The following is a 25,171-nucleotide window of genomic DNA, read 5'->3' on the forward strand; positions in this document are numbered from 1 at the left end:
ACGTGTTTACTTTGCCTCAGCCCAATTGGAACCATAGCTGACATCGGCAATGAGAGGAACACGCAGGGTAACAACGTCTTCCATGGTCTCTTTTACCAGTTTAGAGACTGTCTCAATCTCTGACTCTGGAACTTCCAAGTCAAGTTCGTCGTGAATCTGAAGAATCAGCTTTGATGCAAGACCCTCATCACGCAGGCGTTTCTCGACATTAATCATTGCAATTTTGATAATGTCTGCAGCACTTCCCTGCATAGGGTGATTCATAGCAGTACGCTCGCCAAAGGCAATGAGCTGGCGATTTGACTGATTGAACTCTCTAATGTGGCGCTTACGACCGTACATGGTAATCGCATAACCAGTCTCGTGAGCAGTACGGACGGAATCGTCAAGGTATGCACGGACTCCAGGATATGCGTCAAAATAGCGGTCAATCATCTCTTGCGCTTCCTTGCGGGAAATCTTCAGAGACGTTGCCAGACCAAAGGCCTGCTGACCATAGACAATGCCAAAGTTAACTGCCTTAGCACGGCTACGAAGTGCTGGCGTGACCTCTTCAACAGGCACGCCAAAGACGCGTGCGGCAGTTGCGGCGTGGAAATCGGCACCAGAGTTAAATGCTGCTACCAGGTGCTCGTCAGCTGAAAGATGTGCCAGCAAGCGCAGCTCAATCTGGGAGTAGTCGCAGGCGAGAAAAACGCTGCCCTCGGGAACGGTAAAGGCAGTACGGACACGATGTCCCAGCTCAGAGCGGGTAGGAATGTTCTGCAGGTTTGGATCAGAGCTGGAAAGCCTTCCTGTTGCAGCAACGGTCTGATTGAATGTGGTGTGGATGCGCTTATCGCCACGAATAAGCGCAGGAAGCGCATCGAGATAAGTTGATTTGATCTTGGCACGCTCACGATACTCAAGAACATCAGCAACAATCTGGTACTCCTGCGCCAGGTCTCCAAGCACCTTTGCGTTGGTGGAGTAGAAACCAGAACGTGTCTTTTTGAGGCCATAGGTTGGAAGCTTGAGCACGTCAAACAAGATATGAGAAAGCTGGCTTGGAGAATCCAAGTTGAAATCTTCACCTGCTGTCTGGTGAATGCTTGCCACGCGCTGCGCAATATCTTCCGCTAGCTGGGCAGACTGCTGAGCAAGTTCTTGAGGATCAACGTAGAGACCACGACGCTCCATTGCGGCAAGGACCGGTAGAAGCTGCATTTCAAGCGCAGCAAACAGCTCATATGAGCCATCGTCTTCAAGCTTTTTAGTCAGTACAGGAACAAGGTTTCTTGCAGCTACTGCTCTTAATGCTGCTGCAGGAATCTCATCTGTAGGCTCAGGAAGCTCAGAGCCAAAGTACAGTTCAACCAAGCCATTGATATCAAAACTTGAACGATCAGACTCAAGCAGATACGCGGCAACACCCGTATCAAAGAGTCGATCAGAATCAATGGTTTCAATATCCATCTTCTGTGGCTCAGACGAATCAACAGGGCTTACCTCGTGCAGCAACGCCTTGGCATCGTCTGCAGCTACATGGGCTTCTCGCAAAATACGCAAAAGTGCTGCGGTGGCGTTTTCACCCTCAAATTTGAGGAGTGCCTTTTCTGTAGACACCCAAAGTGTACGAGAAAGGCTAAAGAGCGCGCCAGCATCGGCGGCAGAGTCTTCTGCAACGCCGATCCATTCCTGGTTCTCAAGTGCAGCGGTCAGAGCAGCAGATGCGTCTCCTGCCTGCAAATACTCTGACGGAATAGGAAGCGCAGGTGTCGCAGAGGCGGTTTGTGCAACTGAACCAGCGGCAGAGCCACCAGCCATGCGAGCAAGCCTTGAGGTCATGCCCGTAAAGCCCAAAGCCGAGAAAGCCTTGACCACGTCATTTGGATCAAACGTTGGGAACTGAGCATCTTCCAGGTTGATATCAAGCGGCGCATCAGTGCGAATAGTAGCAACCTTACGGGAGAGCAGCGCGTCATCAATATGAGCGCGAAGGTTTTCTCCCACCTTACCCTTGACCTCGTCAGCATGGGCAATAACCTCGTCAAGCGAGCCATACTCAACAATCAGAGCAGCGGCTTTCTTAGGGCCAATTCCAGGAACACCCGGAATGTTATCGGAAGAGTCTCCCTTGAGGCCATAAAAGTCTGGAACAAGCTCTGGCGTAATACCTGCATAGAGATCTGCCACGGTCTCTGGCGTCATAATTGAGACGTCAGAGACGCCTTTGCGCGTAGAAACAATCTTGACGTTTTCTGTGGAAAGCTGGTACATATCGCGGTCACCCGTGAAGAGTAGCATCTGGTAACCCTCAGCCTCACCACGGCGAGCAAGGGTGCCCAAGATGTCGTCGCCCTCCCAGCCTTCAAGCTGGCAAACAGGAACGTCCAGCGTTTTGAGCAGCTCTTTGACTACAGGGAACTGCGCGTGCAAAGCAGGATCCATAGGAGGACGCTGAGCCTTGTACTGAGGCAGCATATCAATGCGAACCTGTGGCTTGCCCTTATCAAAGGCACAAATGACACCATCTGGCGAGAAGGACTCAACAAGCTTGATAAACATGTTGAAGAAGCCAAAGAGCGCTCCGGTTGGCGTTCCATCTGGTGCTGCCATAGGCTGACGGATTGCATGGAACGCTCGATGCATGAGCGAGTTTCCGTCAATAACAGCAATAGTTCTGCGCGGTTTAGCTGCATCTTCTTTAGATGACGCAGCATTATTTTGATTTGTAGTATCAACTGGCATAGTAGTATCAGACATACCTGCTCCTCTTAGTTTGTGTGCCTCTATTGTACTAAGTCTTCCTCCGCTTATGTGCGCCAGAGCCCACGGAAACAAAGCCCGCATCTCTTCTGGCGGCAGCTAAAATTTTTTGTAAGCGTTCTGTTTCTGTTTGTATCCTATATATCCCTGCTGTGTCATTCGTGCGAAAATACAAGCGATATAATGTGCATTGCACGCGAGAAAACAGACTAACTGCCAGCATTTACCCACAAGGAGGGGCTGTGGCTCACGACAAAGTTTCTCAAGAATTTGGCTCACTTCTCTTTACCGACGCAGACATGCAAGAACGCCTGCCAAGGCCAACGTACAAGAAACTTCGTAGTGTCATCCAGGACGGCAAGCCGCTTGACCTCGACATTGCAAACGAGGTCGCGCATGCCATGAAAGAGTGGGCGCTAGAAAAAGGTGCCACTCACTTCACCCACTGGTTCCAGCCTCTCACAGGTATTACTTCCGAGAAGCACGACAGCTTTATGACTCCTCAGGGAAACGGCACAATTTTGATGTCCTTCTCGGGAAAAGAGCTGGTACAGGGCGAGCCTGACGCATCAAGCTTCCCTTCTGGCGGTCTGCGTGCCACGTTTGAGGCTCGTGGTTACACGGTTTGGGATCCTGCAAGCCCAACTTTCATCAAAGATGAAGTCCTCTGCATTCCAACAGCATTTATTTCATACACCGGAGAAGCTCTAGACAAGCGTACTCCGCTACTTCGCTCTCAGGTTGCCCTTGAGAAGCAGGCTAAGCGTGTTCTTGCGCTCTTTGGACAAGAGCCTTCTCGCGTTGTTACAAACATTGGTCCTGAGCAGGAGTACTTCCTTATCAAAGAGGAAGATTTTGAGCAGCGCCCTGACCTTATTCTGTGTGGTCGTACCCTCTTTGGTTGCGAACCAAGCAAAGGTCAGGAGCTTGACGAGCACTACTTTGGTGCCATTCGTCCAACCGTCAACAACTTCATGAAAGAGCTTGATGACGAACTCTGGAAGCTGGGCATCCCTGCAAAGACCAAGCATAACGAGGTTGCTCCTTGCCAGCATGAGCTTGCACCTGTCTTTGAGCAGGGCGCACTCGCTATTGACAACAACCTCCTGACCATGGAGAAGCTCAAGCTTCTTGCACCGCATCACGGCCTTGCCTGCCTTGAGCACGAGAAGCCCTTTGAGTACGTCAATGGCTCTGGTAAGCACGACAACTGGTCACTCTCCGCAGACAACGAGAACCTGCTCGAACCTGGCGATAAACCTGGCGAGAACCTTCGCTTCCTGGTCTTCCTTGCGTGCCTTGTTGCCGCTGTTGACTCTCATGCAGACCTTCTCCGCATGTCTGTTGCATCTGCTGGAAACGATCACCGTCTTGGCGCAAACGAGGCTCCACCTGCGATTGTTTCCGTCTTCCTAGGCGCCGCGCTTTCTGTAATTGTTGATGATCTTATTACTGGCTCCGATGTTCACGGTGCAAAGCGCACTCGTATGGACCTTGGTGTACCAACACTACCTGCAGTCCTTAGGGACAACACAGACAGAAACCGTACCAGCCCCTTTGCGTTTACTGGTAACAAGTTTGAGTTCCGCATGTGTGGCAGCCAGCAGAATCTTTCTGACCCTAATGTTATTTTGAACACCATTGTCGCCGAGCAGTGCGACCGCTTTGCAAATGACCTTGAAGACGTTTCTGGGGAGAACTTCACTAAGGAGGCTTTGAGCTGGGTTATTGACACCTTTAAGGCTCATGAGCGCATCCTCTTTGAGGGTAATGGTTACTCAGGCGATTGGGAGAAACTTGCCGAAGAGCGCGGCCTTCCAAACCTCCGCACCACTCCTGAGGCACTCCCTGCAATGGTTGCTCCAGAAAACATTGAGCTCTTTGAGCGCTACGGCGTTCTCTCTCAGGCAGAAGCACAGGCTCGCTACATTGCAAAGGCTGAGCAGTACACCAAGGTCCTTAACATCGAGGCTCGTACCATGCTGTATATGACGCGCCACATGTACCTGCCTGCCCTCTTTACCTACTCAAGTGATGTTGCCTCTTCAGTTGCTGCTAAGCAGGCCATTGGCATCAAGAGTGCAGCAGAGACAGAGATTGTCGAGAAACTCACCGCAGGTATTGACGAGATTTACGCAGCTACCAACAGTCTTGATGAGATCAACACCACAGCTCACCAGATGAAAGATCAACCTCAGGAGCAGTGCGAATACTACTGCAATGAAGTTCTTCCTGCTATGGCCCGCCTGCGCAGCGCCGTTGACTCCATGGAGCTCATCTGCGGACACGACTGGTGGCCAGTTCCTAGCTACAACAAGATGCTCTTCTACGTCTAGTTCTTCATCAGAGCTTCTTGGCGAGAAGATCGGTCTTCTCGTCACTACACCTTTAAAGCAAAACGGCTCAGTTACCTGGGCCGTTTTTGGTGTCCAAATGCTTAACGTATGGAAAAACTATGCATTGGCCAACTTACTGTAGGTAGCGTGGACGTCTTCAAGCTTGATGAGATTGCCTTCTGCATCGGTTGGAGCAGGAGCTATCTGCATTGATTCACTTACTGCTGTCAAATTCAGACGATCCGCATACCAAGGCGTTGGTGTTCCCTCAATAACTGGCGAGAAGAACGAGTCCATTTCTCCCATGTGTTCAGCAGAATCTCGTTTGGTAATAAATTCCTGCCATAAATACGCTGAATACGTATGTTTTGACCCCTGGCATACAAATGACCTTATCGTAGAGAAATAAGAAGTGCCTGGCAGAATAACTGAAAGATTATCAAAATCGTCTTTAGTAATTGCCCTATAAGCAGCGCTCAGCGGACAAACACAAGCCCTGTACCTGCCAAATCCTGTGTCTCTAATAGCTTGATGGGTACTCTCAGAAAATGCGTCAACATTTTCAAACAAACTTTGGATAATTTGAGCGCCTTTATCCAGACCATACTGGCCTAAAAAGAGCGATTCAAACTTCTTGCCCGTATACGTAAGTGCGGGGTCAGGAATAACATACCTTCCACGCAGGCCATCTGTAAGAAGATCGGTCCATTCGTGAGGACGCAAAATCTTTTTCTCATTAAGGCGTTCTTGATTTACCAGTAAAACCAATGGATCTGCAGCGTAGGCATACCAGTGTCCGTTGGCGTCAAAAAACTCAGGGCGCACATACTGGTCTGTTGAAGAAACTTCAAACGGTTGACAATATGCGGAAGTCTCAAAATTTTGCATGAGAGCTTCGCTTGCCAAGAAAATGACATCGGGTTTCTCAAAACCCCAATCAGTACCAGATTTGGTATCAGAAGTTTCAGACTCCGAACTCTTACCAGAAGTATATGTTTGCTGAATAAACTCCTGAATTTCTTCCTCTGTTGCCTCACCCACCGTAACAGGCATAGAAAACATTCTTGAATATGTTTCTACCAGGGACTTTACCGCTTCTTTTGAAGTACATAAAAGATTGAGGGAGCCCTCTCGTTGCGCAAGTTGAATAAGCGCTCGAGCGTAGCCTGGAACTTTTGAATTAAGCTGTGGAGGAAGAAGTTCCTGCTGAACATAAGAAATTCCTGGACTTAAAACGTTTGCTACCGTAGCTATTACGGGCGCAGCAACCGCTGAGACAGCCAGGATGATAAATGAGGTTCGTGTAACAGAAGTGGCAGTTGGTGGAGTGATCTTCTCGTCAGGGTCTTTTGGTCCAAAAGTTTTATGCAGCTTCTGGCGCAGACAATCTGGGATAAACTTCACGCTACCTCCTTACCTGCTACTCAGTCCATCTGGTCAAACAAATTTTATCCAAAAAAGGCTTTTAGTCCAATCAGGATGAGCACTACACCACCGACCATCTCGGCGCGATCACCCAAAAGCGAGCCGAGTTTTTTACCAACGAACAATGCAATGGTGCAGAGGATAGCGGTAATAATGCCAAAGAGTGTCGAGGCAACCAAAATGTCTACGCTATGTGCCCTAAAACTTACACCAACAGCAAATGCATCAATTGCCGTAGCAACAGCTTGAAATACCAACTTGCCATAAGAGAGTGTTGTAGCGCCTTGCTGAGCTTCTTCCTCATCTTCTTCAGAAGCATCTTCTTTGAGCGCCTTATAGCCGCTGTACAGCATGTTTAAACCAATGAAGCCAAGAATAACTAAAGAGACAATACCTGCGTACTTCTCGATCAACTCTGCTGCAATGCCACCCACAAAATAACCAGCAAGAGGCATGCCAAACTGAAAGAGACCAAAGAAAAGAGGCATACGCATAAGACGAGAAAACCTATGGTCATCAAAGGCAAAGGTGTTAGAGATAGTGACAGAGAACGCATCTGTTGCAAGCGCCATACCCAGCATTAAAATTTCAAGTAGACCCATGTGTCAGTTCCCAGGTATCATTAAATCTTGTAACACGAAGGAGAAATTTTAACGCCTGTAAGCTGTTTTAGGCTACTCTTATATTGAAAAACTACGAGGAGTCTTATGCCTGCTTTAATAACTCACTATCTGTTTGGCGCAGAAGTGGTTCATGATTTACCGCAAGAACTTGTTGCAACTGATGCAGAGGTCAATGCATTCCTGCTTGGAAACCAGGGTCCTGATCCCTTCCTAGCACGTCATCTTGCCTGGCCAAACCACTCGCTTGCCTGCAATAGACTACATCGTCGTATGCATGCGGGTCATATTGTTGACGCGTTTCTCTCTATTCGCGATGGTGTTTCTCGCCTACCGCAGAGCGACATGCCCGCTGGTCGTGCGTTTGCACTTGGCCTCTTAGCACACTACGCCCTGGATAGAATTGTCCATCCATTTGTGTATTCCCAGCAAGATGCATTGATTGAGGCGGAACCATCTCTCAAGAATGCCTACAGAGAACTCCACCCTATTATCGAGACAGATTTAGACTCATACCTTCTCTGGCACTTGCGCCATACTACCGTTGAAACGTTTCCCCCAGCTGAGGTGCTTGAAGCAATCGAATCAACCAAGCACGTTGGTGGTGCACTCTTCTCGCAGGTAGCTCTTCAGGTATTTGACCTTAATGTTGGCGTTGGTGAGTACGAGAAGGCCCTTCAGGATTACGCTCGCATCTACCACACGGTAGAGCGTACTGATCCTAAGTACACCACCAAGCTTCCTGACGTTTTGTATAAGACCGAGAAGTTCATGCGTCCTTCAAACAATTCATACGTTGCGGCGATGGCCCATCGTATTGTTAAAACCGAGGACTTCCCTACGGCAAACCTCAAGCGTCTACCTTGGAAAGAGCCTTACACAGGAGAGATCAAGACTGAAAGCATTCTTGATCTTATGGATGAAGCTCGTGAGTTCTACAAAGAGCTTGTTCAGGCAACTATTTTGGGTCAGAGAATTACCTTGGAAGAGCTGGTCGACGGCATCAATTACATGGGTAAACCCGTTGTAGAAATGGTTGATGACGAGGACTAACTTGCAACAAAACACCAAAGACGATGCATATTCGAATACGTAAGAAAAAAGGCAACTACCTTGGTAGCTGCCTTTTTTACTAACGCTTATCTACAATCTGACGCATGCTGTAAAGCGCATACTGTACAGGCACATACCTAGAGGTTGACTCTACAGAAGTGCTTCTTCCCACGCAGGCTCCTTGAATCCAAGCAAGATAGTATTGCCTGCAACAACCAAGGGGCGCTTAACCAGCATGCCTGTGGTGGCAAGCAAATTATAGGCATCGCTATCGCTCATGCCTGCATCAAGCTGCTCCTTGATGTTATTATCGCGATACACCATGCCTGAAGTATTGAAGAATTTCCTGATGGAAAGACCGCTCAGTTTGTGCCACTCGGCAAGCTCTTCTGCAGTTGGGTTCTCCTCTTTAATATCGCGCAGTGTATAAGAAACGCCGTGCTCATCAAGCCATTTAAGAGCTCTCTTACAGGTAGTGCAGCGAGAATAGCAAAGAACCAAAATGTTTTTATCTGCCATGGCTGTGCCTTTTGGATCAATTATCGATTACATAAACGCAAACTTTTTTGATTTACAAGCAATCCTAAAATCAATATTCCTAAAGAAATGCCATAAATCATACCGATAAAGAGGTCATTAACGTTTGATACTGCGCTCAGGATGATTGCTAAAATCAAAAACATCATTCCAAGAGAAATGTACTTGCTTTTTAGTAGGTTCATCTGTTTACCTCCTATTTTCCTGATTGTAACAAGATAGTTTAACACTCCACTTTGTAACTAACCATGCACATTTATGCAGGTGCCTGACCTGTTTCAAGAATTTGCTGGAGCGCAGCCTCATCAAGTACAGGAACACCCAAGCCCTCAGCCTTAGTAAGCTTAGATCCCGCGGCTTCTCCTGCTACTACAAAGCTTGTCTTCTTAGATACAGAGCCGGAAACCTTTGCTCCCATAGCTTTAAGCTGGGCACCAGCCTCATCACGTGTGAAGTGTTCAAGAGTTCCCGTTAAAACAAACGTAAGCCCAGCAAGTGTCTGAGGAAGCTCGTTTTCTGACTTCTCTTCCTCTAGCACTACGCCTGCCTGACGAAGACGCTCAATAACGGCAACATTTTCTGGTATCGAGAAGAACTCGTGTACAGATTCTGCAATCTTAGGGCCAATACCTGGGATTTCAGCGATCTTCTCGACAGGTGCTGTAGCAAGAGCCTGGATAGAGCCAAACTCCTGAGCAAGTAGCTCTGCGACGTTAGCGCCAACGTGCCTCATGCCAATACCAAAGAGCACGCGTCCAAGACCACGCGTCTTTGATTCCTCAACCTTTGCCATAACCTTCTTGGCAATTGTGTGACCCACTGGAATGCTGTCGCCAGAAAGGTGATCTGCAGTATCAGTATCGTAGACACGACCTGTAGGCATGTTTGCCAGCGTTTCTTCAGTGAGTTTGTCGTAGAAATCAGCAACGTCAGAGAGGACGCCTTCTTCAACCATACGGTTAATAAGCTCGTCACCAAGGCCGTCAATGTCCATAGCCTTACGGCTACCCCAGTGAATCAGGCGCTCAACTGCCTGAGCAGGGCAATCAATAGAGACGCAGCGGAAAGCCACTTCTCCTTCTTCCTGAATAACAGGGCTGCCGCAGCTTGGGCAGGTAGTTGGCATCTGAAACTCAACAGCATCTGCAGGTCGAAGACTCAAAACTGGTCCTACAACCTCTGGAATAACATCTCCTGCCTTGTGGACAATGATGGTGTCGCCCTCGCGCACATTTTTACGACGAATCTCATCAAGGTTGTGGAGGGTTGCGCGCGCAATGGTAGAACCCGCAACAGTAACGGGATCAAACTCAGCAACAGGAGTAAGCACGCCCGTACGACCAACCTGAATACGAATTTCTCGCAAAACGGTCTGCTTTTCCTCTGGTGGGAACTTAAATGCAATAGCCCAACGAGGAGCGCGAGAAGTAAATCCTAGAGCTTCCTGGCTGGCAAAAGAGTCAACCTTTACCACCACGCCATCAATGTCGTAGTTAAGGTCTCCTCGCTGCTCAAGAGCTTGCGCACAAAAATCGTGAACTTCCTGAGCGCTCAAGCAACGACGAGCATGAGGATTAACATTAAAGCCGCAGCTACGAAGCCAGTTTAAGAACTCCCACTGACTGTGAACGTCAAGAGGACCCTCATCGGCCACTGCGTAGATAAAGGTCTCGAGGTCTCGATGAGCGGTAATCTTTGGATCCTTCTGACGCAAAGATCCAGCGGCCGCATTTCTTGGGTTAGCAAAAGGCTGTTTACCTGCAGCATCCGCATCTTCATTCAAACGAATAAAGGAATGCTTGGGCATATAGACCTCACCACGCACCTCAATGCTCTGGTTAAGACCCCTATTTTCAACCTGCTCAAGTCCTGCAAGTGCAAGTTCTCTTGGTACGTCAGAGATAGTCAAAACGTTTGCTGTAACGTTTTCTCCCGTGCTGCCGTCACCTCGTGTAGCAGCGCGAACAAACTGTCCGTCACGATACGTTAATGCAACACCTAAGCCGTCAATCTTAAGCTCACAGGTATATGCCACTGGGTTTGCAGGTGATGCACCAAGAGCCTCATCAGTTCTGGAAAGCCATGCATCCAGCTCTTCTAGGTTCATGGCATCGTCCATAGAATACATGCGCGCGGCATGCTGGACAGGCTCAAACTGCTCAGAAACGTATCCACCTACGCGCTGGGTATAGCTATCCTCAGTTACAAGCTCTGGATATGCTGCCTCAAGCTGCTGAAGCTCAATAAGAAGGCGGTCAAACTCAGCGTCAGTAAGCTCTGGATTATCAAGGGCATAGTAAGCATATGCCGCATGATTCAAGATTCTATTGAGTTCTGCCGCACGAGCGATATCTTTTGGCGAAAGGGCTGCCATTACTACTCCAAACATAAAAACGTAGGTGCAAGAAATCTTGCACCTACCAGGTATTTATTTGCGTCCTCTTAAGGTTCTACCAAGGGCCTTAAGGGCTTCTCGCCTTGCGCTGCCATATGGTGCAATGGGGTCAATAATCTTGCGCAGAGGGCTTGCATCAGAAAGCGCGCGCTCGTGGAACTCTGTGACATCGGCGTCATTTCTAGCGCCTGGCACCATGTCCTGAATAATAACCTCGTAGAACGGAGTGTTGCGCGCGTACTTCCAGAAATAGGAAGCCATGTCGCAGCTGGCATTCTGCCAAGGCTTAATAGCACCAGCAAAGTGAACAATCTTTGGAGCACGACGTGCTGCCTGATAGTCATCAAATACGCTATTTGGTGCCATTGGATAGAGTTTCTCGGCACGTCCAAAAATGTTATGCGTCACGTTCCAGTCAGCAGGGAGATAGACAACGCGACCCTGGCACTCGCTGTTCAGAATATCTTGATCGTTGTAGATAAAAATCGGATTGGACGCAATGCGCAACCATTCTGGAACAGTGTGATAGCGGCGCAGTTCAGCGGTATTAAAGACCATAACTCCCGCCTGGAAGTACGCATAAGGATTCTTAAGGTTAAGGACGTCAAGGCTGTACTTCATACGATCTCCACCGCGAACGTTAAGGTTTGCCAGATAATCAATATCAAGCGTTGCGGCAATAAGATTGTTGCCCATTCTTACATCAAAAAGTTCAGCAACATTACCGTTAACCACAAGGTCAGAGTCAAGATAGACAACCTTATCGTAAGCAGAAAGAATGTCTTGAGCCAAGAAACGGAAGTATGTCTCCACACTAATGTGCGCGTTATTAGTGTCTAGCTTGTAGTCTTTGACCATGCGCCACACGTTATAGAACGTAATACGAGCATTCTTATAACGCGAGAAGTACTTCTTAACCATCTCCTGCTTTGAGCCGCCGATATTGGTGTTAAGGACAACCACGTCGTAGAAGCGGCTAGGGTCGGCGTTTTCAAGCATTGAACCCATAGCGCAGGTAAGAATTGGAACGTAGTTGTTATCTGCTGCAAAGACAACAGGAACAACGTTCTGGCTTGCAATCTCAGGCTTCTCTTCAAAGAGAGGAATGAACTTCTGACGAGGCTCTGGATTGGTAAAGTGAATGCACTGAAGCTCTTTTACCTTCCAGTTTTTGCCCTCTGTACGCAGCATATGCATACGCCAGATATTAAAGAGACGCTCAGTCAGATGACCTGGAGTTCTTAGGGCCTCTTTGCTGTACGTAGACATATCAGTACGGGCAGTCCACTCGTCAACAAGTGGGAACACCCATGCAGCATAGCGGTCAAAGAGCTCTTTGCGCATGATGTACATGTTGCAGAAGCACTGCTGATGGCCGTTGAGAAAAGCGTTTACATCCTCTGTATACTCTGGGTGACGCTCAATAATAAGCGCAGCCATAGTATCCATATCCTTTGGATGAAGCAGCGGAGCGGAATGGTACTGCTCAAGAGGTGTATTAGCGCTTCCAGGGAATTTGCGAATATCCTTTACCCCAGTAGTAATGAGGTCATAGCCCTCAATGCACTGAGCAATGGTCTGATCATCAAGACCATATTTCTTGATGGCGTCCTCATCAATGAAATCATCCATGACCTCACCAAACGGATTTTCTGGATAAACCGTATCGGTAAAGTTGAAGTAGCGACGATAATGACCAAAGCCAACATAGCGAGCATTGGTGATGTTCTTCCATGCCCAATACTGTGTAGTCATCTCACAGTACATTGGGTTTTTCTCGGTAATGGTATCGCCCTCATCGTCATGGAGCATATACGTAAAGCGATTACTCTTCTGACCTGGTCCTACCTGAATAGGCTGAAGGTAGTTGCTTGCGGGAACATCAACATCTTTATGAGAAGTGATAAGAATGCGAATAGGCTGCTGCTCAAACATCTTTACCATGTGCTTTCTTTCTAGATATTCCATGTGCTCATCGGCAATCTGTTTCATGCGAACTGCCCTATCAAACGACAGTCCCTCATCCTGATGCATGAGAGCAGCATATTTCTTTGCATACGTCCTGTAGCGATATGCATCACTGTCTTCTGGAAGCTCGGTTCCAGTAGCAATGGCCTCGTAAGCAATATCCCTTACAAAGCGATAGAGCTCTCGAGCAGCTACCGCTGGTCCAAAGAGAATGGCAAACGGCTCAAGGGCTGCTTCTTGATCTTCAGGAGCAAGACGGAATCTCCACTCAGCACTCAGAAGCTCCAACAGTCTATGCTTCATTCCCTTAAAGGAGTTGAGATGCGCAATGTTATCTGATTTGCCAATATAGAGTTCTACCTGATCAATGTTGTCCAAGAACTGATAGCAGAACTCTCCAAATTTATCTAAAGAAATACGAGAAGCGCCAGTTACACCAATACCATAGTGGTACAAAAAACCTCTGCAAGACTCAAAGCCATCAGCGGTCTGAGCCTTATCTGCCAGGATAAATACCTCATAGGCATCTTCTGCTCTTACCAGGCGCTCCGAAGTCATCTCTGCAAAGGCAGAGCGGAAAAGTTCTCCGCGATACAGGCGTTGCGTAGCTCGCCAATCAAGCTTCTGTCCATAGCCTTCATCATAAATAATGCGAAGGATATCGTCACCCTGAGTAAAGTCTGATTGTTGGTTAATGTAGCTCTCAAAAGACTTTGCATCAGTTGGGTCAACGCCATTTTCTGGAATAACAGTAATGCCAAGGTGGAGAATATCAACAGGGTTCTGATCAATACGAGCAACTACCTGCTCAAGAAAATCAGCAGTAACCTCATCATCACCGTCTAGGCAAAAGACCCACTCGCCTTTTGTATGAGCTGCAGCAGTTTTACGTGCCAGATGGAGGCCCTGATTGGTTGGATGAGTGACAACCTTAAACCTTGAGTCATCACCTACTGCCGTAACAATTTTCTCTGGAGTGGAATCTGTTGAGGCATCATCAACAATAATTGCTTCAAAATCACCAAACGTCTGATTCTTTACACTTTGAATACAACGCCCAATGTATGATTCGATGTTGTATGCAGGAATTACAAAAGAAACCTTAGGCATACCAACTCCTTATAAATAAGCAATCTCAACTATCTTCTATCTTATCTAAAATATGCCTCTCTTGGGCGGGCAAAAGATGTCTACTCGATGCTCTTCAAGCTCTCAACCATATCAATATTTTTGAGTTTAGGTCGCATGGCAACATATACCAACAGCGAGAAGACAAGCGTAAGTCCAAAGGCAAACCAATAGCTTGGTGCATGGATAGCTCGACCAAACATAACAAGGTCAATCTCGGCAGTTTGAACTACAAATCCCTCAAGGTATGTTCCTAGAACAAGTCCAAAGAGCGCTCCAAAGATGGCCAACAAAGCAATCTCTCTAAAGACATAGGCATCAACTTCATGACGCGTAAATCCAAGTACTTTGAGGCTTGCAATTTCTCTAACGCGCTCTTCAATATTGATATTGGTGAGGTTATACAGGACGATAAATGCCAGCAGGGCTGCAGCCACAATAAGAATAGCTACAACACGGTTAACTACGGCAAGTGATTCTCTATAAGTGCGGATAGCTTCATTGACGTCATCAACAGTTGCAACTCCTGTCTGGTTAATAAGCTTTTCTCCAAATGCATCTCTCGTTGCCTGATCTTCGGGAAGCGTTGCATACCAGCCGTCCGCTGCTTGATCTTGAATACCTAGAGAATGCCATGCTGAAGGTCCCAGATACAGATACGACCCAACGTAATTCTCGGCAACTCCTGTAACAGTAAGCGTACGTGGCTCGCCAGAAGCGTTTCCGATTCTGTCTTGAGCATAGACCTGAATGGTATCTCCCACGCCTACCCCAAGCCGTTTTGCAAGCTTTTCTGTAATGACAACCGAATCTTCTCCAAGCTCTATTGCTTGACCAGAAAGACGATTGCGCAGGGTAGCTAAGCCCGTGAGGTCTTGAAGAGAATTGCTGGTCATAATAGTTGTTCTTGTCAGTGAGCCTGCCTTTTGTGTAAAAGACTCAAGAAGAACGTTTTCTCTGGTTATGCGATGAATATTTGTTGCGCCCACCTGATTAAGCTCTGCATTAATTTGATCTGCTTCTTCCTCAGAAACATCAGAAGTCATTCCCACTATGTAGTCATAATGCGAGATAGCTGGCCATTGGTTATCAATGATGTCGCTAATGGAATCTCTAAGACCAAAAGCAACCAACAAAAGCGCAGTACATCCAGCAATTCCTACCAGCGTCATAATCAAGCGTCGCTTATAACGGACAAGGTTTCTGATTGTAACTTTCCACGAGAAAGACAATCTGGACCATAGAGGCTCAACACGCTCAAGAAAAATCTTTGAACCCGCTTTTGGAGCTTTTGGAAGCATGAGGCTAGATGGCTCTTCTTTCAATGAGGATAAAACGGCAGCCATGGTTGAAAGAAGCGTAATGCCTATACCGGAAAGTCCAGAGAGTAACGCACTATCAAGCTGAATAGGATAAGGAGCTCCCCCATTTGGGATGGTATAAATTGACCCGTATGCAGAGATAATAACGCCTGGCAACACTTGACTTAAACATGCTATGCCAATAACGGCACCCAAAAGTGAGGCGAGCAAGGCATATAACAGGTACTTTGCCGCAATCTGAGCGGTTGAATAACCAAGCGCCTTATGAACACCAATAAGCGTACGCTCTTCAGAAACCATACGCGTCATACTGGTAAGCGATACCAGTGCTGCAACTAAGAAGAACATCAGGGGAAATACATTAGCAATGTCGTTAATACGCTCTGAGTCGGCTTGGTAAGCTGCAACGCCAATCTCTTTTGTACGATCAAGTACATACACATCGGGCTCTTTAAGCTCATCAATCTTCTTCTGAGCTTCATCAAGCTCTTTCTGACCGTCAGCAAGTTGTTTCTCGACCTCAGTGCGTTGCTCCTCAAGACTCTGTCTTCCCTCGTTAGTCTGAGCTTCTGCACTTTGGAGGGCTGTTTGTCCTGCGCTCAGGCGACTAAGCGACGCAGCAAGTTTTTCTTGAGCCGCAGACAGCTGATCTGCAGTAGCACTTCTCGCCTCACTCAAATCCTGACGCGCCTGAGCTACTTGTGACTCTGCCTCATGTAGTTGAGCTGTGCGCTGATCAAGCTCTTCCCTCGCAGCCGCAAGAGTCTGCTGCTGGGTAGCCAATTCTGTCTCTGCAGCCGTAATCTGCGCTTGTGTGGCGAGAAGAGCGTCTACTTGCGTAGTTGACAGGCCTAAAGCACTGAGCCGTTGCTGCGCTTCTTCAAGACTTGAAGCGGTGATGCCTTGCGCAGCAAGCCCCGCAAGATACGCATCTCTACCCGCTTCAAACGCACTCTTTTGCTGTGTAAACGTTGCTTGTCCTGCATTATAGGCAGCAAGACCAGCCTGATACTGGGCCTCTCCTGCACTGAGCTCAGCTGTACCCTGAGCTATCTGAGCCTCTGAGGCAGTAATCTGAGCTTCCGCTTGTGCAAATTGCCGCTCAGCACTGTAGCGAGAAGCTGTAAGCTGCTGACGTCCCGCATCATATTGGCGCTGACCATCAGCCAGTTTTTGCTGTTGAGCGGAAATCTGTGCTTCCGCATCATCAAGCTTCTTTTGGGCATCCCCTAGTTTATCTGCGGCCTCTTGTCTTGATTGCTCCAGTTTTTGACGAGCCTCATCAACCTGAGTTTGAGCGTCATCTTTGAGCTCTTGCAAACGAAGTGAAGCAAGTGACGGATTCATTTGTGTAATTCGTTCTGCAACGCTATCAACTGCACTCTGATACGCCGATGAGCCGCTCTTATACCTGGTAGCACCCTGAACCGTCAGATACACTTCGGTATAAGGGTCATCGTCTGCAAAAGCATCTTCAGTGACATACACAAATTGCTGCACAATGCCATTGCCTAACGATGTGGTGCCAAAATTGCTGACATACGGATAGGTTGGCGCATTTACAAAACCAACAACCGTGTACGAGCCGCCCTTTAAATGAACGCCGTTTGAAGTATCTGGTAGCTCAATCTGTTGACCAAGGCTGATATCAGCGCGTTTCTTGGGATCAGCGCTCATCACGCACTCATAAGGCCCTTGAGGAAGCCTTCCCTCAACAACTATTGGCTGGTTAAGCTCACCGGATCTAAAAGAACTCACGCGAGCAGTAGATTGCGATGACGTCAACGTAGCCATAACGTCTACCGTCCGAGAAGGCATAACCGTTTCAACACCTTCAACTGACGCCAGGGCGGAAACGTCCTTCTCGCTTAACCCAAGTGTTGAGATGACGCGAAGGTCATAGAGATGCTGGTTTGCGTAAAACGTATGAGCCGCCTCTTGCATGTCAGGGCTTGCCATTTTGAGGCCTGCAAAGAAGCCGCAGCCTAAAGCAACAATTCCTGCAATTGCAAGAAATCTGGCGAGAGACCCTTTGATGGTCCGAGTAATCTCGGTAAAAAGAGCGTGTGGCATAACTACCACTCGACAGTAAGCGCGTCAGCTGGGTGCTGATTAATTTCTACCGATTGAGCCTGGCCTTCTTTAACGTGGATAACCCTATGAGCAATTTGAGTAAACGCAAAGTTATGCGTGACAATAGCCACGGTCTTATGCTGCTCTTTGCACATATCTTGCAGGAGCTTAAGAATTTGCTTTCCTGTTTTATAATCCAGCGCACCTGTTGGCTCATCGCAAAGCAAAAGGCGTGGATTTTTTGCCAAAGCGCGCGCAATAGAGACGCGCTGCTGCTCTCCACCAGAAAGTTGAGCTGGGAAGTTATCCATACGATGCTCAAGACCAACAGCGCGAAGCGCGTCTTCTGGCTGCATGGGGTCAAGACAAATCTGCGACGCAAGCTCAACGTTCTCTTTTGCAGTGAGGTTAGGAACTAGATTGTAAAACTGGAAAACAAAGCCAATATCATGACGACGATAGAGCGTTCTTTCTTTTTCTGAAAGCCCACCAATTTCTTTTCCGTCTAAATAAATAGACCCGGAGGTACAGGTATCCATACCTCCGAGCATATTTAAGACAGTTGTTTTACCAGCACCTGATGGGCCTACAATTACGCAAAGCTCTCCTTCTTCTATGGAGAAGTTCATGTCATGGACAGCATGTACCTTGACGGAGCCCATGGTATACGTCTTTGTTACCTCTTTAAATTCAACAAAAGACATACGTTTCTCCTATGAGAAAAATTCTCCTGAACAAGAGGAGGTGTGCGTGAGGAGCTACTCCTGTGGAGCCTCTGGTGCCGCAGGAGCTTCTGGAGCTGCAGGAGCCTCTGGTGCGACGGTTGTGACGGTTGCTTCTGGAGCAGGTGCTGCTGTAGCCTCTGTAGTTACAGGGACAACAGGAGCAACCTCTGCGCCCTCAGTAGCAAGAGGCATTGGAGCAACAACAACCTCTTCCTCCTCAAGATCAGCCTGACGCTGGTCAAACTCTTTCTTGGCACGAACCCAAATGAGAAGCGCAAGAAGAGCGGTAAGGAGCAGGAAGGCAACAATCATGATGTTAAGAATAAGGGTGGTGAAGTTCACTGCCTGGCTGATAGAAATCATCACAGAGAGCTCTGTAAGTGCGGAAGTTAAACCAACTACAGAGAGAATGGAAAGACCCCATCTAAGACGAGGACGGAAGCCCCTCAAAAGATTTGAAACTGCAGCAAAAAGGTAGCTCAGGAAAATAATGTAGGTAATACGTGCAAGTATCAGAGAGATAGGGCTTGTCTGACGAGTTGCAAAGTTAAATACCGTGTGGAAATAGCTGAGATACTGAACAGGTGCAACAAAATCAATGACGATAAAAATGAGAGCCGCAATTGCTGGGATGGCAATTTTTGCTTTGGGGTTCATGAAACCTCCTCGATTTCTTTATACGACCTGTCTATTTTATCGTATAAACCTATGACCAGTGCGGTAAGTCATGAAAGTCTTTTATATGGTCTTGAGCTTCTTGTTCTCTTTCTGCTAAAGCCTCTCTTAAACCCTTCAATGCATCAAAGGGCATGAATATTTTTGCCCTGTTTGCTCGTGACATGCGGGGGTGTCCGTAGTGCATCTGTGCTGCAAACACGTCCTCTTTTGCACTATCTTCCGCTGGCGAGAAACCCTGTCTAGGCTTCATTGGTTTCTTCTCCACTACGGTGTCCTCCAATCTGAGCATTTCTCTGCCGTGCAGTTGCTTCGGGAAGTAGGTCCATAGCTTTGAGCAAAGAGTTCTTTCCAAACTTCTTCTTTATGGCGTTGATAGTGTCTTGGCGCTGGCGCTCTTTCTCTAAAACGGTATTGTCCTGGAAAAGCGATGTCTGAATACCTGAGCCCGTTTCTTCTTGAGTGTTTCCAAAGGTAAGGCCAACGCGATGCACGCTTTCTGAAGGTATTACTCGCTCGTCAAAGAAAGACAAAACCTCTGCCATAAGCTCATCTCTAGAGTTAGTGGGGTAAGAGAGCTTCTTAGTGCCACTACTGGAGGGAATATGTCTTCTCCAACTTCTATAATCTCCTGTTTGCCTCAGCTCTTCCATCTGGCTCTCTGTTGCCGAGTAGCCAATATAGATACCAATAGAAGAGCAAACCAGCTTTTGCGTTACAAGCTCTAACGTCAACGCCTCGACCATCTCTTTAAAGATGAGGCGTGCACCTTCTGTATCTCTGTTGTGATCAAAGACCTGTGCTGTTGAAACTGAATGGCTTTGAGACTTATAGGACTTAATATCTGCAATGGTAGTTGGCTCAATGCCCCATGCATGATCAATAAGAATTTCTGCATCAACGCCAAATTCTTTATATAGAGGTTCCGTAGGAGCCATGGCAAGCTGCCCCATGGTGTGAATATTCATTGCCGCAAGACGCTTTTGAATACCTGCACCAATATGCCAAAAATCAGTCAAAGGTTTATGGTTCCAAAGTTTAAGTTTGTACGACTCTTCATCAAGCTCACCAAAGAAATTTGGGCTGTGCTTTGCCGTAATATCAAGCGCAATTTTTGCCAGATACAAATTTGGGCCCAAACCACAAGTAGCAGGGATACCAGTAGTTTTTGCTACGTCTGCACGGATCTTCTCGCCTAGCTCTCTTGCTGTGCATCCGTAAAGCGATAAGTACGGTGTTACATCGATAAATGCCTCGTCAATGGAGTAAACGTGGATGTCTTCTGGGGCAATGTATTTGAGGTACACCGAATAAACGTCTGCAGAGCGCTCCACATACAAAGCCATGCGAGGAGGTGCTACCTCGTAAGTAAGGTTTTTGGGAATCTCAAAAACGCGACAACGCCCAGGAACACCCAACGCACGAAGCGCCGGTGAAACCGCCAAACAAATTGTCTTTTCTGTCCTGGTAAGATCTGCCACAACAAGCTTGGCCTTCATGGGATCAAGACCTCGCTCAACACATTCAACCGATGCGTAGAAACTCTTTAAATCAATGACCAGGTACTGTTTTTGAGAAGGTGTCATGGCTTAGATAAGCACAATACCTTGAGAAACTTTTTCTGCCACGTCATTGCCTACAAGATAACGGACAATCTCTAGGCCAAACTTAAGAGCGGTTCCTGCACCTTGGCTGGTAATGAAAGAGCCATCAACACAAACCGCATCTTGCGAAAGATTGGCGCCATTCTCTGAGAGAAAATGCTGGAAACCTGGATTAGACGTAGCCTTCTTACCCGTAAGTAATCCACGCTTTGCATAAATTGAAGGAGCTGCACAAATTGCAGCAAGCGCACGACCATCTGCGGCAAACGCATCAACTGCCTGCATAAGTGGCTCACAAGCCTCAAGATTAGTGGTTCCGGGAAGACCACCAGGAAGCACCAACATGCTGTAATCATCAAACGAGACCTGACTGAGCAGCTTGTCTGTTAAAAAAGTAACCTGGTGAGAAGAAGTCACGCTCAAAGAATCAGATATAGACACTTTGTCACAGGGAACACCTGCACGATACAGGACGTCAACAACGCTCAGTCCCTCAATCTCTTCACAACCATCAGCAAAAAAGACAGCAACGCGCTTGTCAGTACATGGTGTAAACATCTGACTCCCTTCTCGACTAAAACTAGTACAAGTGTACGCCTTTTTACACAAAAAAGGACACTCAAGTTTGTGCTTGAGTGTCCAAAATTTTACCCAGTTAAACTGTTACAGAAAGTACCCTTCAAGCCCCCTATAGCCTGGCGAGAAACCCTACTCCTCGCTAATGCCCTCGTTAATAGCCTGAGCAATAACTTCCTGATCATTAGAACCACGGAGCAAAGACTTAAACTCATCTCTCATCAGAAGAACAGCGGTCTTAGAAAGAAGCTTGATGTGAGTGGTGCCAGCCTCTCCATCTGGAACAAGCAGTGCAATAGCAACATCAACGGGTTTCTCGTCAAAAGAAGGCCACTCAAGAGGGGCGTTGTTCTTGAAGACAAAGACAGCTGCATCCTTGATGGCAGCATCTTTTGCGTGAGGAACTGCAAAGCCGTCAGTCATGCCGGTCTCGCCCATTTCCTCTCGAGCTAGGAAAGCATTGTAAACAGCGTCTGCATTATCAGTTACGCCAGCCTCCTGAGCCTTATTGGCAATAAAACGCAGGACATCATTACGGCTCGCTGCGTTCTGATTAACAAAAACGTTGTCTGCTTTAACAAAACCGCTCATGAATCTTCCTTCCGTATGTTTGAGCTTTGTGGCTCAGTAACTTCGTATGTAGTAATAATACCCGCAATGAAACAAAATTTACCTTGAGAAACTTTACTTTAGAGCCATCCTCAAAATCTGTTGAACATCTGCTGTTTTAAGCTGCATAAAGTTACCTGCATGATCTCCGCCGCGAGCGTCAATAGTGCCCTCAGCCATCTGAAGAATATCCTCTTCAGAAGGGGCAACTCCAAGCTCTGCAAGGGAGGTTGGCATACCAATTGCATGACACCACTGGTTCCAAGCTTCAATTCCTGCAAGGCCTGTAGCTGTTGCGTTGTGGAAGTTGTTTTGAACTCCAAAAACATTGACGGCAAACTGTGCAAAGCGCTCTGGATCTTGACTCATAACGTATTTTGCCCAACTTGCCCAAATAGCCGTGAGGCCAGCACCGTGAGCTACGTCGTACTTTGCACTGAGCTCATGTTCAATTGCGTGAGAAGCAAAATCACTCACGCGACCGGTTCCGGTAAGTCCGCAGTGAGAAAGCGACGAGGCCCAGAGCAAATCTGCTCGTGCAGCGTAGTTCTCTGGTTCTTTGACAGCAACCAGAACAGCTTCTTTTACGGTACGCAAGAGTCCCTCGGCAAGCTCGTCGGTGAGTGCCACGTCCTTCTCGAGCGTAAAGTAGCGCTCCATGGTGTGCATCATGATATCTGCGCCTGTTGACGCCGTCTGATAAGCGCTTACAGAATAGGTGAGCTCTGGATTCATGATGGCAAAACAAGGACGACCGCTCTGATGGTGATAAGAACGTTTAAGCACGTGACCGTCGGCCAGCGTAATGTTCATGACAGAAGAATCTGAGGTCTCAGAGCCAGTTCCTGCGATAGTAGAAATGACACCAATAGGAGCTGCCTTTGAAACACTAACCTTATGCAAATAGAGGTCTTCAAGAGAGACGTCATTGGCTAAGCCATATGCAATAGCCTTAGCGGAATCCATGACAGATCCGCCGCCAATAGCCAAAATGAAGTCAACACCCTCGCGTTTACCCAGCCCTACAGCTTCTTCTGCAAGCTCTAAACGAGGGTTAGGAACAACTCCACCACAGTCGACATAAGCAATTCCAGCATCGCTTAAAAGCTGGTGAATCTGGTCAAGCAAGCCGCTCTTTACCACATGATTGCCACCAAAATGCACCAGCACCTTGTTGCCTCTGTGAGCAGAGATAAGCTCTGCCGCACGAAGTTGAGTATCTTTTCCAAAAACCACCTGAGTAGGTACAACGTACTCAAAATTAACCATAACTAAAGACCTTTCTTACCTACTCGAGCAACATCTTAAGCGCGAGGCTCTTCTCCCCACCAGAATGTTGCAACAGTTCCAGGACCAGTATGAACACCAATTGTTGCACCAATAGTAAAGATGTTGATATCGCCTGTCTGAGGAAGTTTTTCTTGAATAAGCTCTTTAACAGCCTGAGCATCAGAAGCGCACTCGGAGTTAGAGATAAACACCTTACGCGCATAAGCGTTTCCCCGCTCAGCAGTCTGAGTCATAATCTCAACAACGCGAGCAGTTGCCTTCTTTTTGCCACGTGCCTTCTCTTTAACAGCCAAAGAGCCGTCGGCCTCGACATCCATAACAGGACAAATGTTAAGCATGCCGCCAAGCAGGCCAGCTGTCTTAGAAATGCGACCGCCGCGAACAAAGAAGGTCAAATCTGTAGAGAAGAACCAGCCATACACACGATGACGTGCTTCTTTAGCCCATGCAACTGCCTCGTCAAAAGACAGGCCTTCATCGCGTTTATCGGCAAGACCATCTACCAAGAGACCATAACCAGAAGATGCCTGCAGAGAGTCAACAACCTCAATCTTTCTGTCAGGGAACTCCTGCTCAATCTCTACCTTTGCCTGGCAAGCAGACTCGTATGTTCCAGAAACGCCCGAACTCAACGAAACATGAAGAACATCTTTGCCCTCTTCCAGGAAAGGACGCCAGAAGGCCATGTACTCACCAATTGATACCTGTGAAGTGCGGCACTCAGCACCTGCAAGCATCTTTTTAAAGAGATCAGCTGGTGCATTAGTGCGACCAAAGTCATCCTTGCACTGAACACCATCAAGTTCGTAGTTGAAATATACGTATTTCACATCTCGTGACTGAAGGTACTTCTCACTTACATCGGCCGTAGAACAACAGGTCAAAACGTAGTTGGACATACAAGTCTCCTTGAAATATCTTCTTGCATAAAACAATCGCACACACTTATTTTTCTTGCAGATGTGAGTATACTTCTAATCTCATTTTTATGCTGCTTGTGGGGCGTTCCAAGTGCAAAATCACGTATACTTGCACGCGTTTGATTTTCTCAGAACACTACCTATACCTTAACTTTTATCTTCGACGGGAATGGATAGCGCGTGGCATTATCAGATCTTTCTACTAGAAACTCTTCCAGACTCACACTAGATACTTCTTCTACGCTTGTATGGAAGTTTGCTCTTCTTGTCTGCGCACTTATCTGGGGCGGATCTTTTGTCGTTATCAAAGATGCAATTAGTTACATCTCGGCAGCTTGGCTTATGACCTTACGTTTTGTCTTTGCCGTAGGTATTGTTGCCATCATCTTTAGAAAAAACCTTAAAGAACACTTGGATGCCACACATATCAAATACGGCGTGCTTTTAGGCGTTCTTAACGGTTTAGGATATCTTTTCCAAAATGGAGCTCTTGCTTATACCACTGCAGGTAAAGCCGCTTTTATTGCATCAATTTATTGCGCGATGATTCCGTTTGTAAACTGGCTCATTGCAAAGAAAAAACCTCATGGAACCAGTATTTTTGCAGCCTTTTTATGCGTAGCTGGCATTGGTCTTATCTCACTGGGCACTGATTTTTCGTTCTCGTTTGGCTTGGGCGAGCAGATGACATTGCTCTCAGCCATTATTTTTGCCTTCGTTTTTGTGCTTACTGCCGAGCTTGCTCACAAATACGACATCATCACACTTACGGTGGTGCAGCTTGGCGTGAGCGCCCTTCCCTGCCTTGCCTACGCGCTTTGCTTTGAAACGGTTCCCAATTTTGCAGCACTGCCCATAAATGCCTGGGTTGCCCTCGCCTACATCACTCTTATTGCAACCGCACTGACTGGTGTTTTGCAGAACCGCGCACAGAAGTCAGTTACTCCTGTTCAGGCCTCACTAATAATTTCTCTGGACAGTATTTTTGCAGCAGTTTTTGGCGTGATCTTCCTTGCTGAGGTTATTACCCCCACAATCTTCCTTGGCTTTATTGTTATCTTTGTTGCAATCTTTATCAGCGAGCTTGGCGAGAAACCCGCAGAGCCCCAAACCCCTTCAGAAAGCTAAGGCTCACTCCATAAAATGTACTTAAGAAAAAGCCCGCAG

The 25,171-nt window shown here is 47.4% G+C and carries 18 protein-coding genes; 3 read left to right on the forward strand and 15 right to left on the reverse strand.

The features are described from left to right. Nucleotides 1–6: 6 nt before the first annotated feature. Complete coding sequence (polA, locus tag HMPREF1493_RS00245; RefSeq protein ID WP_035427073.1) at nucleotides 7–2,730, reverse strand: DNA polymerase I; 2,724 nt, start codon at nucleotides 2,728–2,730, stop codon at nucleotides 7–9. A gap of 260 nt (nucleotides 2,731–2,990) precedes the next feature. On the opposite strand from polA, the gene HMPREF1493_RS00250 reads away from it, so the two are divergent. Continuing rightward, entirely contained in the window at nucleotides 2,991–5,084 is a 2,094-nt protein-coding gene (locus tag HMPREF1493_RS00250; protein ID WP_035426896.1) for a glutamine synthetase III family protein, read from the forward strand. A 117-nt stretch (nucleotides 5,085–5,201) separates the two neighbouring features. Here HMPREF1493_RS00250 and HMPREF1493_RS00255 read toward each other — a convergent pair whose 3' ends face one another. Next, nucleotides 5,202–6,488: an ABC transporter substrate-binding protein gene (locus HMPREF1493_RS00255; protein WP_035426897.1), complete on the reverse strand. Its 1,287-nt coding sequence runs from the start codon at nucleotides 6,486–6,488 to the stop codon at nucleotides 5,202–5,204. 44 nt (nucleotides 6,489–6,532) lie between these two features. Further along, nucleotides 6,533–7,111, reverse strand: coding sequence for a manganese efflux pump MntP (locus HMPREF1493_RS00260; RefSeq protein WP_035426898.1), 579 nt, complete (start codon nucleotides 7,109–7,111; stop codon nucleotides 6,533–6,535). A gap of 105 nt (nucleotides 7,112–7,216) precedes the next feature. Between HMPREF1493_RS00260 and HMPREF1493_RS00265 the strand changes: the two genes are divergently transcribed. Next, nucleotides 7,217–8,182 carry a zinc dependent phospholipase C family protein gene (locus HMPREF1493_RS00265; protein ID WP_035426899.1) on the forward strand — a complete coding sequence of 322 codons (966 nt, stop codon included), beginning with the start codon at nucleotides 7,217–7,219 and terminating at the stop codon, nucleotides 8,180–8,182. A gap of 150 nt (nucleotides 8,183–8,332) precedes the next feature. Here HMPREF1493_RS00265 and HMPREF1493_RS00270 read toward each other — a convergent pair whose 3' ends face one another. The 12 genes from HMPREF1493_RS00270 to HMPREF1493_RS00330 form a co-directional block, all read right to left on the reverse strand. Beyond that, nucleotides 8,333–8,701 (reverse strand): arsenate reductase family protein, encoded by a 369-nt coding sequence (locus tag HMPREF1493_RS00270; RefSeq protein WP_035426900.1) that lies wholly within the window; start codon nucleotides 8,699–8,701, stop codon nucleotides 8,333–8,335. A gap of 274 nt (nucleotides 8,702–8,975) precedes the next feature. Beyond that, nucleotides 8,976–11,093: an NAD-dependent DNA ligase LigA gene (gene ligA / locus HMPREF1493_RS00280; RefSeq protein WP_035426902.1), complete on the reverse strand. Its 2,118-nt coding sequence runs from the start codon at nucleotides 11,091–11,093 to the stop codon at nucleotides 8,976–8,978. 54 nt (nucleotides 11,094–11,147) lie between these two features. Beyond that, complete coding sequence (locus HMPREF1493_RS06800) at nucleotides 11,148–14,192, reverse strand: DUF4422 domain-containing protein (RefSeq protein ID WP_051485195.1); 3,045 nt, start codon at nucleotides 14,190–14,192, stop codon at nucleotides 11,148–11,150. An 80-nt stretch (nucleotides 14,193–14,272) separates the two neighbouring features. Next, a complete protein-coding gene (locus tag HMPREF1493_RS00290; protein ID WP_035426903.1) occupies nucleotides 14,273–17,605 on the reverse strand; it encodes an FtsX-like permease family protein in 3,333 nt (1,110 codons plus the stop codon). Between the two features lie 2 nt (nucleotides 17,606–17,607). Continuing rightward, nucleotides 17,608–18,309, reverse strand: a complete 702-nt coding sequence (locus HMPREF1493_RS00295) for an ABC transporter ATP-binding protein (protein WP_035426904.1) — start codon at nucleotides 18,307–18,309, stop codon at nucleotides 17,608–17,610. A gap of 54 nt (nucleotides 18,310–18,363) precedes the next feature. Then, nucleotides 18,364–18,987, reverse strand: a complete 624-nt coding sequence (locus HMPREF1493_RS07070) for a hypothetical protein (RefSeq protein WP_035426905.1) — start codon at nucleotides 18,985–18,987, stop codon at nucleotides 18,364–18,366. A 49-nt stretch (nucleotides 18,988–19,036) separates the two neighbouring features. Continuing rightward, the gene (locus tag HMPREF1493_RS00305) at nucleotides 19,037–19,273 is read right to left on the reverse strand and encodes a hypothetical protein (protein WP_156921365.1); all 237 of its coding nucleotides are present in this window, start codon (nucleotides 19,271–19,273) and stop codon (nucleotides 19,037–19,039) included. Continuing rightward, nucleotides 19,248–20,591, reverse strand: coding sequence for a Y-family DNA polymerase (locus HMPREF1493_RS00310; protein ID WP_035426907.1), 1,344 nt, complete (start codon nucleotides 20,589–20,591; stop codon nucleotides 19,248–19,250). The genes HMPREF1493_RS00305 and HMPREF1493_RS00310 overlap by 26 nt, the downstream gene beginning before the upstream one ends. A gap of 3 nt (nucleotides 20,592–20,594) precedes the next feature. Further along, complete coding sequence (locus tag HMPREF1493_RS00315; RefSeq protein WP_035426908.1) at nucleotides 20,595–21,167, reverse strand: DJ-1 family glyoxalase III; 573 nt, start codon at nucleotides 21,165–21,167, stop codon at nucleotides 20,595–20,597. Between the two features lie 150 nt (nucleotides 21,168–21,317). After that, nucleotides 21,318–21,776, reverse strand: a complete 459-nt coding sequence (locus tag HMPREF1493_RS00320; RefSeq protein ID WP_035426909.1) for a PTS sugar transporter subunit IIA — start codon at nucleotides 21,774–21,776, stop codon at nucleotides 21,318–21,320. Nucleotides 21,777–21,869: 93 nt separating this feature from the next. Beyond that, nucleotides 21,870–23,063 carry an iron-containing alcohol dehydrogenase gene (locus HMPREF1493_RS00325; RefSeq protein WP_035426910.1) on the reverse strand — a complete coding sequence of 398 codons (1,194 nt, stop codon included), beginning with the start codon at nucleotides 23,061–23,063 and terminating at the stop codon, nucleotides 21,870–21,872. Nucleotides 23,064–23,098: 35 nt separating this feature from the next. Then, on the reverse strand, nucleotides 23,099–23,983 hold the full coding sequence (locus HMPREF1493_RS00330; RefSeq protein ID WP_035426911.1) for a DegV family protein: 885 nt from the start codon (nucleotides 23,981–23,983) through the stop codon (nucleotides 23,099–23,101). A gap of 201 nt (nucleotides 23,984–24,184) precedes the next feature. On the opposite strand from HMPREF1493_RS00330, the gene HMPREF1493_RS00335 reads away from it, so the two are divergent. Next, on the forward strand, nucleotides 24,185–25,132 hold the full coding sequence (locus HMPREF1493_RS00335) for a DMT family transporter (protein ID WP_035426912.1): 948 nt from the start codon (nucleotides 24,185–24,187) through the stop codon (nucleotides 25,130–25,132). Nucleotides 25,133–25,171 lie beyond the last annotated feature (39 nt).

The sequence above is a fragment of the Atopobium sp. ICM42b genome, from assembly GCA_000564995.1.
GTDB lineage: Bacteria > Actinomycetota > Coriobacteriia > Coriobacteriales > Atopobiaceae > Lancefieldella.

What these genes read in the sequence shown, in the direction of transcription:
- polA (WP_035427073.1), bottom strand. Translation starts at nt 2,730, where the DNA reads ATGCCAGTTGATACTACAAATCAAAATAATGCTGCGTCATCTAAAGAA.
- HMPREF1493_RS00260 (WP_035426898.1), bottom strand. Translation starts at nt 7,111, where the DNA reads ATGGGTCTACTTGAAATTTTAATGCTGGGTATGGCGCTTGCAACAGAT.
- HMPREF1493_RS00265 (WP_035426899.1), top strand. Translation starts at nt 7,217, where the DNA reads ATGCCTGCTTTAATAACTCACTATCTGTTTGGCGCAGAAGTGGTTCAT.
- HMPREF1493_RS00270 (WP_035426900.1), bottom strand. Translation starts at nt 8,701, where the DNA reads ATGGCAGATAAAAACATTTTGGTTCTTTGCTATTCTCGCTGCACTACC.
- ligA (WP_035426902.1), bottom strand. Translation starts at nt 11,093, where the DNA reads ATGGCAGCCCTTTCGCCAAAAGATATCGCTCGTGCGGCAGAACTCAAT.
- HMPREF1493_RS06800 (WP_051485195.1), bottom strand. Translation starts at nt 14,192, where the DNA reads ATGCCTAAGGTTTCTTTTGTAATTCCTGCATACAACATCGAATCATAC.
- HMPREF1493_RS00290 (WP_035426903.1), bottom strand. Translation starts at nt 17,605, where the DNA reads ATGCCACACGCTCTTTTTACCGAGATTACTCGGACCATCAAAGGGTCT.
- HMPREF1493_RS00295 (WP_035426904.1), bottom strand. Translation starts at nt 18,309, where the DNA reads ATGTCTTTTGTTGAATTTAAAGAGGTAACAAAGACGTATACCATGGGC.
- HMPREF1493_RS07070 (WP_035426905.1), bottom strand. Translation starts at nt 18,987, where the DNA reads ATGAACCCCAAAGCAAAAATTGCCATCCCAGCAATTGCGGCTCTCATT.
- HMPREF1493_RS00310 (WP_035426907.1), bottom strand. Translation starts at nt 20,591, where the DNA reads ATGACACCTTCTCAAAAACAGTACCTGGTCATTGATTTAAAGAGTTTC.
- HMPREF1493_RS00315 (WP_035426908.1), bottom strand. Translation starts at nt 21,167, where the DNA reads ATGTTTACACCATGTACTGACAAGCGCGTTGCTGTCTTTTTTGCTGAT.
- HMPREF1493_RS00320 (WP_035426909.1), bottom strand. Translation starts at nt 21,776, where the DNA reads ATGAGCGGTTTTGTTAAAGCAGACAACGTTTTTGTTAATCAGAACGCA.
- HMPREF1493_RS00325 (WP_035426910.1), bottom strand. Translation starts at nt 23,063, where the DNA reads ATGGTTAATTTTGAGTACGTTGTACCTACTCAGGTGGTTTTTGGAAAA.
- HMPREF1493_RS00330 (WP_035426911.1), bottom strand. Translation starts at nt 23,983, where the DNA reads ATGTCCAACTACGTTTTGACCTGTTGTTCTACGGCCGATGTAAGTGAG.